Source organism: Afipia sp. MLSD5-FHT05B12 (genome assembly GCF_058793355.1).
Window position 1 is genome coordinate 56,033 of the sequence record NZ_JBXAFS010000001.1, and the last position, 12,795, is coordinate 68,827.

The 12,795-nt window shown below is 56.1% G+C and carries 9 protein-coding genes; 5 read left to right on the forward strand and 4 right to left on the reverse strand.

From position 1 onward, the window contains the following. The first annotated feature begins 51 nt into the window (after window positions 1-51). From AC1Q6J_RS00255 to AC1Q6J_RS00265, 3 genes are all read left to right on the forward strand, one after another. Entirely contained in the window at window positions 52-1,176 is a 1,125-nt protein-coding gene (locus AC1Q6J_RS00255; protein ID WP_492277312.1) for an efflux RND transporter periplasmic adaptor subunit, read from the forward strand. Continuing rightward, on the forward strand, window positions 1,173-4,349 hold the full coding sequence (locus AC1Q6J_RS00260) for an efflux RND transporter permease subunit (protein WP_492277313.1): 3,177 nt from the start codon (window positions 1,173-1,175) through the stop codon (window positions 4,347-4,349). The genes AC1Q6J_RS00255 and AC1Q6J_RS00260 overlap by 4 nt, the downstream gene beginning before the upstream one ends. Before the next feature lie 198 nt (window positions 4,350-4,547). Then, window positions 4,548-6,239, forward strand: coding sequence for a long-chain-fatty-acid--CoA ligase (locus AC1Q6J_RS00265; RefSeq protein ID WP_492277314.1), 1,692 nt, complete (start codon window positions 4,548-4,550; stop codon window positions 6,237-6,239). A 197-nt stretch (window positions 6,240-6,436) separates the two neighbouring features. Here AC1Q6J_RS00265 and AC1Q6J_RS00270 read toward each other — a convergent pair whose 3' ends face one another. The 3 genes from AC1Q6J_RS00270 to AC1Q6J_RS00280 all read right to left on the reverse strand — a co-directional run bounded on the left by AC1Q6J_RS00270 (window position 6,437) and on the right by AC1Q6J_RS00280 (window position 9,156). Further along, window positions 6,437-7,438, reverse strand: coding sequence for an NmrA family NAD(P)-binding protein (locus tag AC1Q6J_RS00270; protein WP_492277315.1), 1,002 nt, complete (start codon window positions 7,436-7,438; stop codon window positions 6,437-6,439). Window positions 7,439-7,606: 168 nt separating this feature from the next. Continuing rightward, window positions 7,607-8,527, reverse strand: a complete 921-nt coding sequence (locus AC1Q6J_RS00275) for an NmrA family NAD(P)-binding protein (RefSeq protein WP_492277316.1) — start codon at window positions 8,525-8,527, stop codon at window positions 7,607-7,609. 179 nt (window positions 8,528-8,706) lie between these two features. After that, a complete protein-coding gene (locus AC1Q6J_RS00280; RefSeq protein WP_492277317.1) occupies window positions 8,707-9,156 on the reverse strand; it encodes a winged helix-turn-helix transcriptional regulator in 450 nt (149 codons plus the stop codon). Window positions 9,157-9,705: 549 nt separating this feature from the next. Here AC1Q6J_RS00280 and AC1Q6J_RS00285 point away from each other — a divergent pair. Both AC1Q6J_RS00285 and AC1Q6J_RS00290 read left to right on the forward strand, forming a co-directional pair. After that, window positions 9,706-10,644, forward strand: a complete 939-nt coding sequence (locus AC1Q6J_RS00285) for a LysR substrate-binding domain-containing protein (RefSeq protein ID WP_492277715.1) — start codon at window positions 9,706-9,708, stop codon at window positions 10,642-10,644. Window positions 10,645-10,734: 90 nt separating this feature from the next. Next, entirely contained in the window at window positions 10,735-11,778 is a 1,044-nt protein-coding gene (locus AC1Q6J_RS00290; RefSeq protein ID WP_492277318.1) for an alpha/beta fold hydrolase, read from the forward strand. A 120-nt stretch (window positions 11,779-11,898) separates the two neighbouring features. On the opposite strand, the gene AC1Q6J_RS00295 is transcribed toward AC1Q6J_RS00290, so the two are convergent. Beyond that, window positions 11,899-12,795 carry an alpha/beta fold hydrolase gene (locus AC1Q6J_RS00295; RefSeq protein WP_492277319.1) on the reverse strand — a complete coding sequence of 299 codons (897 nt, stop codon included), beginning with the start codon at window positions 12,793-12,795 and terminating at the stop codon, window positions 11,899-11,901.

Below are 12,795 nucleotides of genomic sequence, written 5' to 3' on the forward strand. Positions count from 1 at the left end.
AAGGTGAATGCAATCTAATTTCACGGTACTTTTGCCAGAGGGCAGCCGAACATGAAACGAAGCCATCTCGTCATAACACTCTGTATTTCCACAGCTATTCTTGGAATCGCAGGCTTGGTAGGCGTTTCTCTCTTCTCGCGGACAGCCGACGCAACCGCCGGGAATGACCCGCGTACTGCACCGCGCCTGGTCAAGATCGTGGAAGCCAAGAGAGCGGGAGGTGTCGAACGCGCCTTCACCGGAACGATCGCCGCCCGAGTGCAAAGCAATCTTGGTTTCCGCGTTCCCGGAAAAATTACGCAACGCCTGGTCGACGTCGGACAACAGGTTCACTCAGGACAGCCATTGATGCGCATCGACGAAACTGACCTGAGTCTTGCCTTGACAGCGAAACGAAACGCGGTTGCCGCCGCCCGTGCGGTCTTGGTTCAGGCGAGCGCTGATGAGAAGCGCTACGCAGTCCTTGTGCAGGGCGGACTCGCAGCCACTCCTCAGCGTTACGAACAGGCAAAAGCTGCGCTTGATACGGCGCAGGCTCAATTTGATGCGGCAGCAGCGGAAGCCAAAGTAGCCGAGAACGCAACCGCATATTCCACGCTGGTGGCAGATGCCGACGGAACGATCGTCGCCGCGCTGGGCGAGCCGGGACAGGTGGTCTCTGCGGGGCAGGCGGTCGTTCAACTTGCGCAAGCCGGCCCACGCGAAGCGATGGTCGCGCTCCCCGAGACGGTACGGCCAGCCCTTGGCTCCACAGCGGAAGCTACCGTTTTCGGCAATAGCGAACACCCCCGAAACGCACGCTTGCGGCAGATATCAGACGCGGCCGATGCTCAAACCCGGACCTACGAGGCGCGCTATGTGCTTGAGGGCGATGCTGCTTCGACGCCGCTCGGCGCGACGGTGACGATCAGGATCGCAAATCGCGGCGATCAGACGGACGCGACCGTACCGATTGGTGCGGTGCTGGATGACGGCAACCGAACCGGCGTGTGGGCGATCGACTTTGCTTCCTCAACGGTTCGGTTCGTGCCGGTCAAGATCAAACGGCTCGGCGAAGAAACAGCCGTGGTATCGGGCATCAATGCCGGCGATTCAATCGTAGGACTTGGGGCGTCGCTTCTTCGAGAAGGCGAGCGCGTCAAGATAAGCCTCCAGCCAGAGGCGATGAAACGATGAGCTTCAATCTTTCCGCGTTGGCGGTTCGTGAGCGATCGGTCACGTTGTTCTTTATCATGCTGCTCACGGCAGCCGGCGCTATCGCCTTTTCCATGCTCGGCCGCGCCGAAGATCCTTCCTTTACGATCAAGACCCTTACAGTCACGACCGTATGGCCTGGTGCGACTGCGCGGGAGATGCAGGATCTGGTCGCCGAACCGCTTGAAAAGCGGATTCAGGAACTGACCTGGTACGACCGCGTCGAGACAATGACGCGGCCGGGATATGCTTTTCTGGTGATTACTCTCAAGGACAGCACGCCGCCAAGTCAGGTTCTCGAGGAGTTCTATCAGGCTCGTAAGAAACTGGGCGACGAGGCTCGCAATCTGCCGGCAGGCGTGTTGGGGCCTTTTGTAAATGATGAATACTCAGACGTCAGTTTTGCCCTTTATGCCTTGAAGGCAAAAGGGATGCCGATGCGCGATCTGGTCCGGCAGGCAGAGACGATCCGGCAGGATCTGTTGCATGTGCCGGGCGTCAAGAAGATCAACATCCTTGGCGAGCGCCCCGAACAAGTATTCGTCGAGTTCTCTTACGCGAAACTCGCAACGCTAGGTATATCGGCTCAGGATCTGGCTCTCGCCTTGCGACGTCAGAACATTGTTACGCCAGCCGGATCGATCGATACGAAGGGGCCACAGGTTTTCATCCGGCTCGATGGTGCCTATGACAGTGTCCAGACCGTTGCCGATACGCCCATTGTTGCGTCAGGCAGAACTTTAAAGCTTTCCGATATCGCCGAGGTTCGCCGGGGTTATGAAGACCCTCCGACCTTTCTGATCCGTCATCAGGGCGAGCCCACCATCATGCTGGGCGTCGTGATGCAGGAAGGCTGGAACGGGCTCCAACTCGGCAAGGAACTCGAAGACAAATCCGCAGCCGTTGCGCGCACGCTGCCTCTTGGAATGACGCTCGCCAAGGTGACCGACCAGGCCGTCAATATTTCGTCGGCGGTCAGTGAATTCATGATGAAGTTCGCCATGGCGCTTGGCGTGGTTCTTATCGTCAGTCTGGTCAGCCTCGGCTGGCGCGTCGGCATTGTCGTGGCCGCTGCCGTTCCTCTGACGTTGGCCGCCGTGTTCCTGATCATGCTGGAGACGGGCCGCTTCTTCGATCGCATTACGCTCGGTGCGCTGATCCTGGCACTCGGTCTTCTCGTGGATGACGCCATCATCGCCATTGAGGTGATGGTTGTTAAAATGGAAGAGGGGATGGATCGCATCAAGGCTGCGGCCTATGCCTGGAGCCACACCGCGGCCCCGATGCTGTCAGGTACGTTCGTGACGATCGCAGGTTTCCTGCCTGTCGGCTTCGCGCGCTCGACCGCAGGAGAGTATGCGGGCAACATTTTTTGGGTTGTTGGGTTTGCTCTGATCGTGTCGTGGCTCGTTGCCGTGATCTTCACGCCGTATCTCGGCGTCAAAATGCTGCCTGAAATCAAGCCGGTCGAAGGCGGCCATCATGCGATCTATGATACCCCGTACTATCGCCGCCTCAGGCGAGCGATCGCTTATGCTATTCGTCATAAATTTATGGTCTCTGCTGCGGTCGGAATAGCGTTTGCGTTTTCGATCGCAGGCATGGGTGCCCTTAAGCAACAGTTTTTCCCAACGTCCGACCGCCCAGAACTCCTGGTCGAAGTCCGCTTGCCGGAAGGCACCAGCATTGGAACGACAACGGCCACGGTGGCGAAGATCGAGCATTGGCTTGAAAATCAGTCGAACGCGAAAATCGTTACGAGCTATGTCGGCCAGGGCGCGCCGCGATTCTTCTTCGCCATGGCGCCAGAGTTGCCTGACCCGTCGTTTGCCAAGATTGTCGTTCTGACACCGGACGCCGAGGCGCGCGAGGATCTGAAGCACAAGCTGCGAAAAGCCGTTGCGGACGGGCTTGCAGCCGAAGCATCCGTGCGGGTGGCCCAGCTTGTATTTGGACCCTACACGCCATTCCCGGTCGAGTTTCGCATCATGGGCCCTGATCCAGCTAAGCTGTACAGTCTTTCGGAGCGGGCTCTCGAATTGATGCGCAGCGTACCCGATGTGCGGCAGCCTAACCGCGACTGGGGCAATCGCTCTCCCGTGCTGCGGTTCGTTCCCGATCAAGACCGCTTGAATCTCATCGGCTTGTCACCGGTGGACGCCGCACAGCAGCTTCAGTTCCTCCTGACCGGCGTAACGATCACGCAAATTCGGGAAAACATCCGTAACGTGGCGATTGTCGCGCGCAGCGCGGGTGGCGAGCGGCTTGACCCGAGCCGCCTTGCAGACTTTTCGTTGACCAGCCGAGATGGTCGTCAGATCCCGCTCGATCAAATCGGCCGTTCGGAGATCAGATACGAAGAGCCCATCATGAAGCGTCGTGACCGGATCCCCACGATCACGATACGCTCGGACATCAACGAGGCGACGCAGCCGCCTGAAGTGTCCAAGGAAATCCTGACCGCACTGCAGCCCCTGATCGCCTCGTTGCCCGAAGGCTACCGGATCGAGATGGGAGGGTCGATCGAAGAGGCAACCAAGGCAAACGATGCGCTCGGGAAAATCTTTCCGGTCATGATCGCTGCCATGATGATCGTGATCATGTTGCAGGTTCGGTCATTCTCAACCATGGCCATGGTGATGTTAACGGCTCCGCTTGGTGTCGTCGGTGTCGTACCGATGCTGCTCATCTTCAATCAACCTTTTGGGTTCAATGCCATTCTGGGCTTGATCGGGCTTGCCGGCATCTTGATGCGCAATACTTTGATCCTGACGGAACAGATCAAGGAGAATCAGGCAGCCGGACTCGATGATTATCATGCCGTCATCGAGGCGACAGTCCAGCGCACGCGGCCTGTGGTGCTGACGGCGCTTGCTGCTGTTCTGGCATTCATTCCGCTCACCCACTCGGTCTTCTGGGGATCGATGGCTTATACGCTGATCGGTGGCACTGCCGTTGGCACTGCGCTGATCTTGCTGTTCCTGCCGGCGCTGTACGCCGCATGGTTCAGGATCAAGCCAACCACAACAAACGATCTCGATAACGCGCCGCTCGCACACGCAGATATCGCTTTTCGCACGACCGGTTCGAACGACCGCTCGGGTGGCACCAACACGCCTGATGTTCAAGCGGTCAAAATCAGGGAACATACCTGATCCGAAAATTCAGCCGGAGGGATCAAAGGCGCATGTTTCGCAAGATGCAGCAGCACGCCGTTAGCGGCTCGGGGGAGAGTGGACGTGATCCTTGCGGGACCAGCAGTGAGTCTTGCCTCGCTGTAACCCGGGCGCGGACTGCTGAAGGTTTAACAACCAAAGAGCGCAAAAGCGCCATTTTTCCAAGGAGGAAGCACTGTGGAACGATTTTGGCTCAAGAGTTACTCCGAAGGCGTGGCTGCGGACGTCGATGTCAATCGATACGCGTCACTGATCGATATTTTTGAGGAGAGTTTTGCGACCTATTCAGATCGCACAGCACTGATTTGCATGGGCCGGTCGCTGACCTATCGCGAGCTCGACGAGATGTCTGCTGCGCTGGGCGCCTACCTTCAGAGCAAGGGTCTCGCGAAGGGCGCGCGCGTGGCGGTGATGATGCCCAACGTTCTTCAGAATCCCATCGCGATCGTCGCTGCCCTTCGGGCGGGGTACACTGTCGTGAACGTGAATCCACTCTACACGCCGAGAGAACTCGAGCATCAGCTTAAAGATTCCGGTGCTGAAGCTATCTTGGTACTAGAGAATTTCGCGGCCACGCTTCTGAAGGCCTTGCCTAAAGCGGCCGTCAGGCACGTCATCGTCGCTTCAATGGGCGATCTTTTGGGCCTGCGCGGACTGATCGTGAATCTCGTGGTCCGAAAGGTCAGGAAGATGGTTCCCGCTTTCTCCATCGCGGGTGCAGTTCCCTTCAAGGACGCACTGGCGGCGGGCCGTCGGATGACGCTCGCAAAGTCGCAGGTCGGGCCGGAAGACGCCGCGTTTCTTCAATATACCGGCGGCACGACCGGCGTTTCCAAAGGCGCGACGCTGATTCATCGCAACTTGGTTGCCAACCTGCTGCAGATCGGTGAGTGGATCAAGCCGGCCTTCGCGAAGCCGCCGATAGTCGATCCAATCTTCTCCCTGTGCGCGCTGCCACTTTATCATATTTTCGCGCTCACGGTTTCCTTCCTGTTCTCGGTGCGCTCAGGAGGCACCAGCCTCCTCATCGTGAATCCGAGGGATATTCCCGGCTTCGTGAAAGAACTTCAAAACTACAAGGTGCATATCTTCGCCTGCATCAATACCCTGTACAATGGCCTGCTGCGCGATACAGATTTCCACAAAGTAGATTTCTCTGAGCTGAAACTCGCTATCTGCGGCGGCATGGCGACGCAGAAGGTCGTTGCAGACAAATGGCTGACAACCACAGGATGTGTTCTGTCCGAGGGCTATGGCCTGTCCGAAACTTCGCCGGTCTTGACCATCACACCGACACATCTGAAAGAATTTTCCGGCACCATCGGCCTTCCGGTATCGTCGACCTATATTTCCATTCGCGACGAAAGCGGCAACGAGGCCCCGATAGGGGAGCCCGGCGAGATTTGCGCCAAGGGGCCTCAGGTTATGGTCGGTTACTGGAACAGGCCGGACGAAACGGAACGTGCATTCACGAGTGATGGGTTTTTTCGCACGGGGGATGTCGGAGTCATGTCACCAGATGGATCTACTCGGATCGTGGACCGGAAGAAAGACATGATTATCGTGTCTGGCTTTAACGTGTACCCGAACGAGATCGAGGAAGTCATCAGTCAGCACCCCTCCGTCGTCGAATGCGCCGTGGTTGGTGTGCCTGACTTAAAATCAACGGAGGCGGTCAAGGTCTTCATCGTGTCTTCCGATCCCGCGCTGATGGCTGCAGACATAGTCCGCTTTGCGGCAACGCAGTTGACCCCTTACAAGGTGCCGAAGCATGTCGAATTTAGAGTAGAGTTGCCCAAGAGCAATGTGGGAAAGATTCTGCGACGTGAATTGCGGGACCTGGAGGCTCAGCGGTTGTCAGCCGAATGAGCATTGAATAAGCGCTCGGCGAGGAGCCTAGATCCTCGCCCGCGATACCAGCCTCATCGTGAATATGTCCCTTGCCTGGCACGGGGAAGTCCCAGCTGGACGATTACGGCAATGCGAGGAGTGTTGATCACGTCACGATGGAGTGCGGTGACAGCGACCGCGGGATACTCTGCCCATAGCTCTCGCGTACTGAGGCCCTAGGAGCTTGTTCTCGACGTCTCATTGCGTTGCAGGGCCTGCTTCAAGAGCGGTTGTTGCGCGAATGCCCATGATGGTTCTTTTGGTGTACGGCTCAACATCTGTTCGAGCTTGTCGGTCACGACGTTATAAAATCCCCCCGCAACGAGCAGAACGAGTGTCCTGAGGTGCTCTGCGACATGCGGCTTGTCCGCCAGTGCGGTATCGATAAACATCTTGCTCCACGTCTCGGGGTCTTTCGGGACATACGTAATATTGCGTCCCAGCAAAGCGGAGTAGATCTCAGCAAGATCGCGTCCGCCGACCAGCCGAGGCCCGGTCAGGACGTAGTCCTTGCGAAGGTAGGGCTGCGGATCGCTAAGCACCTTCGCGCAAAACTCGGCTACGTCATACGCCGCGATGGGCGCCAGCCTTTGGTCGCCGAAAGGCAAACGCAACTCTCCGGATTCCAGCATTGGTTTAAGAATAAACCAGGAGATAATAGGGTTTTCGGCAAACATCGTGGCTTGGACGTTTACGATGGGAAGGCCTGACCATTTCAACGCTTGTTCGGACGCCCAGTGCGCTCGCTGCTGAGGAGACCAGTCCGCGACCAGTCCGCCGAATTCTTGAAGTCGCGCGACGCGCGGAGACGTCATCAGATCGTAGGTCATCCGCGACTGCTCATATTCAGAGATATTTACGAGTACCTCGATGTTGCCTTGCGCCTTGGCAACAGCCGCCATCAAAATGGTCGCATCGGCGTAGTACGGGTTCAGGCTCATACTGAAATAGACGCGGCGGCAACCTTTCATCGCATTTGCAATGTCCTCGGGATTCAAAAGATCGCCGACGAAAACCTCGGCACCTATGCGGCGCAGCGCTTCCGCCCGCTCATCATCTGCTCGCACGAACCCGCGAATGCGGTAGCCGTCCTTGAGTAGCATCTCGATCATCGTCTTGCTGACGGAGCCAACATGGCCTCCGGCCCCGGTGATGAGGATTGGATCATTCTTGGACATATCGCTCCCCTTTTGAGCAATGGAACATTTCTGAAAGGAAGTTTGCTCGCGTCCGCGCTACCGCGAAAGCGCTCCTAGGCAAATTGCTCGTCGATGTTCGCCGCGAATCCAAAAATCAACAGGCTTAGCGGTGGAGAAGTTGACATTCGAAAATCAAAACATCGCGCGTTACGAAGCGGCAACCGCGTTGAACGTTGCCGCATTCCGCTCCACGAATTGCCGAACGCTCATCGCTGGAGTGCCGGTGATCTGGCGGACATCGTCGGTATAGCGATCATAACGATTGGCTTGATGTAGCAAGCACATCGTCGTCAGATGTGTTGCAAGATGCGGCGGCAGCCCCATTGCTGCAAATCGCTCCTTGAAACTTTCGACGGGTACCGGAACGTAGGTAATCTGCCGTTTGAGAGCTTCTGAGAATTCCTTTGCTACGGCATTGAGATCCTGAGAAACGGGGCCGGTCAAAGCATACACTTTGCCAATATGAGGCGCGGGATCCGCCAGGATTTCTGCAATCACGCGCGCCGCGTCGAACGCCGCAATCGGAGACGTCTTTCCGTCGCCAAACGGAAGCATGAGCTTGTTGTGCGCTGAGACAGCCGGTGCAGCAAGCCGGAGGAAGAAGGCGTCAAGAAAGACGGTCGGCCGAACTTCTACGACAGGAAGTCCAGACCAGCTAAAAATCTGCTCTGACAGCCAATGCTGTTTTTGCTGGGGGCTCGTGGTGGTTTCGTGGACACTCATCTCGGCCACGGTGAGCTGGGACATGTTCACCAGCGCTTTAACGCCATGATGCTTGGCGACCGCAGCCATATTAACCGCCGCTTCCAGGTAAGTGGAGGTGATGGACATTCCAAAATACACGCGCTCACAACCTTCTATGGCCGTGTGGATGGATTTCAGATCCAGGAGGTCTCCCACAACGATCTCGGCGCCACGTGCGCGAAGCGCCTCGGCTCGCTCGTCGTTTGTTCGAACCATAGCTCGGACCTTCAAGCCGCGATCCAGAAGAATTTCGGTGATTGATCGGCCCACAGCGCCTACTTGGCCGGCCGCTCCGGTCACGAGAATGGGACGGTCATAGGTCATTGTATCAATCCTGCCTAAATGATATCTAATACATATAGACTATCTTTTTTATAGTAATTAGCAATAAGGTGCCGCTTGACTTCCAAGCATTAAAACTAATGGGGTTCAACGAGGATAGCGTGGAAAATCCGTTTACGTGAAACGGAAGTCCTCCACCGCGAGTGACCTAACGGCAGGTCTCACTGCGCTCTGAAAGTCCGTTCAACAACAGTTACGTCGCCAGTATGCACAGCTGCTTCACAATGAGGGCAATACTGATGTAACTCAAGCGCATGGCCGCAAGTCGTGTGCTTGACCGCTTTACTCATCTTGGCGCCTAGATGGCGCACTCCCCAACGCCCCAGCGCACTTATAACAATCCCCAACTCGCGTCCCTTTTTTGTCAAAGCATAGGCCGCGCGGGGAGGGTACTCCGAGTAATACTCTCTGGAAACTATGTCGTGCTCTTCCAGAGTCTTGAGACGGTTTGACAGAAGGCTCGCAACGATGCCGGGAAGCTTTTCCTGAATATCCTGAAACCGTAATGTACCAGACAGCAACTCCCGGATGATCAAGAGAGTCCAGCGCTCACCTACAATGTCTAACGTGCGGGATACCGCACAAGCCTGTCCGAAGCTCTTCTTTGGCATGTTCTCTCACTCAGGTCCGGGGGGGCGGACTCAAAAGCACCAACGCTGCTTCAATCACTTTAGAGCGTGACTCTGATGTGGGCAAGCGTGCCTCCCCACGACCGACTGCCGTTAGGGCAACGAGGTGTTTTGCCAATCGAACCTTGGTCCACATCTTAGCAAAGCCAACCTCAGTTCCGCCGACGAAGGCGATTTCACACTAGAGGAATGAATCAATGTTACCATACTTTAGCTAGCCATTAATGCGCAAGTTTTGTGGCATTTCGAACACGTGCTTCTCGCGTGGCGCCACTAACCATATGACCTTGCATTCGTTAAGTATCGTTATTAAAGTGAATATCTTTTAAGAAGTGAAGTGCCGAGCAGTAAAGATGTCGCTTCTCAGCCTCAGCCTCAGCCTCAGCCTCAGCCTCAGCCTCAGCCTCAGCCTTGGCATTGGGGCGACGGTCATGCCGCAATTCTTGTGCTGATAAAGAGCCGTCTTCAAAAAACAGTGCCTAACGCTAGATCAGGGTCCGCCGATGCCGCCCGAGGGATGCTAAATTGGCAATGCACCGCATCTCTTCCTCGCTTCCACCATTGGCAAGTCTTCGGGCTTTCGAAGCGGTGTCGCGCCTGGGTAGCGTGAAGATGGCGTCAGAGTATTTGAATGTTACGCCATCAGCGATAAGTCATCAATTGAGAGCCTTGGAAGCGCATGTCGGACTCCAACTGATCGAAGTGAAGGGCCGCCAAGTCCGCTTGACCAATGAGGGAGCCATCTACGCTCCGCCGATCATCCAGGCATTTAGTCATTTGTTCCGGGCCAACGAACTTCTTGAAGGGCTCCGTAAAGATCCTGTCGTCCATGTCATTACCACGCCCACGTTTGCAATGCTGGCGGCGCTTCCTCATTTAGAGGACTTTCGAAAGGCGAATCCCAAACTTCACCTTCAGTTGGAAGCCAGGAACACAAGTCTGAACGTCGATGCGGAGTTGTTCGATGCAGCTGTTTGCGTGGGTAGTCCGCCCTTCGAGGGATTGACCGCGTATCGCCTTTTTAACTCGCGCTTGGTCCCACTCGCACATAAAAAGTTATGGGACCGATTTGCGCCAATCAAAGCTGCTCGCGACATCGCTCGAATGCCGTTGATAGACTTTCTGGGAACACAGGTTGTTTGGCACAAGTGGCTGCGTGAAATTGACCCCATCGGCGGCACCCAAAAGGATGAGCCCTATCTAGTTAGCGATAGTCTGTTGACTGCCATCCAAATGGCCGAGTCGGGGATGGGAGTGATCCTTGCACCACTGCCGCTCCTGATTCCAAGGGTCGTATCAGGCGCGCTCTGCGCACCACCCATCCCATCCCTCGACTTTGGAGGCGGAAGCGATTTTTACTTTGTATGCGGAAGCGCGGTCCAGGATTCGTTGAAAGTAAAAGCTGTCTATAAATGGTTAGTCGACGTTGCTGAAAAACTGGAGTTGGAGGCTAAACGACTCGGCTTCTAAAGCAGGTTGATTATCCTTCACGCGAGGGCCCCTCGTAATCTCGCGCACGACAATCCAACAATGTAAAAGGTGTCTACGGAGAACTATACGATGTCGTTTGCTCAAATTTCGGAAAATACGTTCCGTTCGTCCCGCCATACCTCCTTCTATTTTTCCGCCGGTCCTCACGACGGCATACCACTCATCTTCATACATGGCTGGCCTGAGCTCTCCCTAAGTTGGCGTCATCAACTTCCCGTTTTCGGAAGTCTTGGCTTCCGCGTCATCGCCCCTGATCTGCGTGGTCACGGTCGCTCAACCTTTTATGATCGGCACGAGTCCTATGCTCAGCGCGAGATAGTAGCCGACATGATAGAGCTTCTCGATTCTACAGGCGCAGAGAAGGCGATCTGGGTGGGCCATGACTGGGGTGCGCCCGTGGTTTGGAACATCGCGAGCCACCATCCCGACCGATGCATCGCGGTCGCTGGGCTCAATCTTCCGTATCGAACCTTTGAGTTTGGATTGCAGGCTATTCTGCCTCTACTAGATCGGCAAACCTATCCCGAGAGCGAGTATCCCTACGGCAACTTCGAATATTATCGGTTTTATAGCGAGAACTTCCCAAAAGCGGCGCAGGCGATGGAAGCAAATGTGGAAGCGACCTTCAAGCTGTTGTTCCGCTCGGGCAATCCCGAAGGGAAGGGCAAGCCCGCGCTTCTCTCACAGGTGCGGCGTGAGGGCGGATGGTTCGGCGGCAGGCCGTCCGCGCCGGATTTCCCGCGAGACGAGCGCCTGCTCTCGGAAACGGATCTCAGCGCTTATGTATCTGCCTACAAACGCACGGGCTTCTTCGGCACCGACTCGCTTTATATGAATGACGATGCGAACGCAGCCTATGCTGCCGAAGCCGTGAACGGCGGTCACCTCGACATGCCCGTGCTTTTTCTCGAAGCAGAGTTCGATTACACCTGCGAGACCGTCATATCCCGGCTCGCGGATCCGATGAAGACATTTGCGCGCAAGCTGACGATGCGACGTGTTCCCTCCGGTCACTGGATGGCGCAGGAACGTCCGACGCATGTTAATGCACACCTCGCCAACTGGCTTGCAACGGAAGTCGGCGAAGCGTGGCCGTTCCAACGCACTCCTTGAAGCTGCGAGGTGCTCATTGAGAGGCCCGCCCGCCGAGCCACTTTCATCGAAACGAGAGACACCGCATGGAGGCTGACACTCATTCAGCCCCCAAAGCAGGTGCTAAAGTGTCGCGCTGGACTACGTACTCTGGATGAACTGCTGAATCAGTGCAATGATCGTATCGGGCTCGTCTTCCTGGCTGAAGTGCCCCGCGTTCGGCAGCTTGATGATCGGGCGGCCCGGCCAGACAGCTTGAAAGTCCGCGATTTGCGTCTCGGGCGCGATAGCGGTGTCCTTCATTCCAACTGTCAGCATCGCCGGTTTGGCCTGCAGATTCTTCAGTAGCGGGAAGCCTTCCTGGATATAGGGCGCAACCCGTCCCAGAAGCGCATCAAGCGGAAACTCGATGGCGCCCACGCAGTCCTCTTTCGTGGGAAATGGCGCGCTATAAGCCGCAATCCAGTTTTTGTCGACGGTAGCGGAGTTCTCGAAGCCGATGATCTTCATGATGCTGAGAACATTCGCATCGAGATTCCCGAGCACCTCGTGCAGCGTGTTCGCATCATGATGTTTCTTGATAAAGCTGAACCACTGCGTTGTCTTGACGAACGGGATCCTTCCGTAGCCGGACAGCGTGTTCAGGAAAAACAGCCGCTTGATCCGATCGGGATTGCGCAAGGCATATGCAGCCCCTATCAGCCCGCCCCAATCCTGCATCACCAAGGTTACGTTCTTCAGATCGAGCGCGGCTATCAATCCCGTTAAATTCTCGACGTGAGGCTTCAAGGAGTATTGGCGATCGCGCGGAGTCTCGCTTTTCCCAAAACCCATATGGTCAGGTACGATCACTCGATGGGTCTGCGAAAGGGGTGGAATGAAACGGCGATAGAGATACCCCCACGTCGGTTCACCGTGAAGGCAGACGATGGGCTCGCCTTGCCCCTCATCGACGTAATGCATGCGAAATCGATTGCCCGAAAAATAGTGAGGTGCGAATGGCCACGTTCCGCCGAAGTTTTCGTTCTCTCCGATCAT

Bases quoted from the DNA above. Each gene is read 5' to 3' on its own strand.
- AC1Q6J_RS00270 (WP_492277315.1), bottom strand. From the start codon at position 7,438: ATGTCCAAGAATGATCCAATCCTCATCACCGGGGCCGGAGGCCATGTT.
- AC1Q6J_RS00255 (WP_492277312.1), top strand. From the start codon at position 52: ATGAAACGAAGCCATCTCGTCATAACACTCTGTATTTCCACAGCTATT.
- AC1Q6J_RS00260 (WP_492277313.1), top strand. From the start codon at position 1,173: ATGAGCTTCAATCTTTCCGCGTTGGCGGTTCGTGAGCGATCGGTCACG.
- AC1Q6J_RS00295 (WP_492277319.1), bottom strand. From the start codon at position 12,795: ATGATCGGAGAGAACGAAAACTTCGGCGGAACGTGGCCATTCGCACCT.
- AC1Q6J_RS00280 (WP_492277317.1), bottom strand. From the start codon at position 9,156: ATGCCAAAGAAGAGCTTCGGACAGGCTTGTGCGGTATCCCGCACGTTA.
- AC1Q6J_RS00275 (WP_492277316.1), bottom strand. From the start codon at position 8,527: ATGACCTATGACCGTCCCATTCTCGTGACCGGAGCGGCCGGCCAAGTA.
- AC1Q6J_RS00285 (WP_492277715.1), top strand. From the start codon at position 9,706: ATGCACCGCATCTCTTCCTCGCTTCCACCATTGGCAAGTCTTCGGGCT.
- AC1Q6J_RS00290 (WP_492277318.1), top strand. From the start codon at position 10,735: ATGTCGTTTGCTCAAATTTCGGAAAATACGTTCCGTTCGTCCCGCCAT.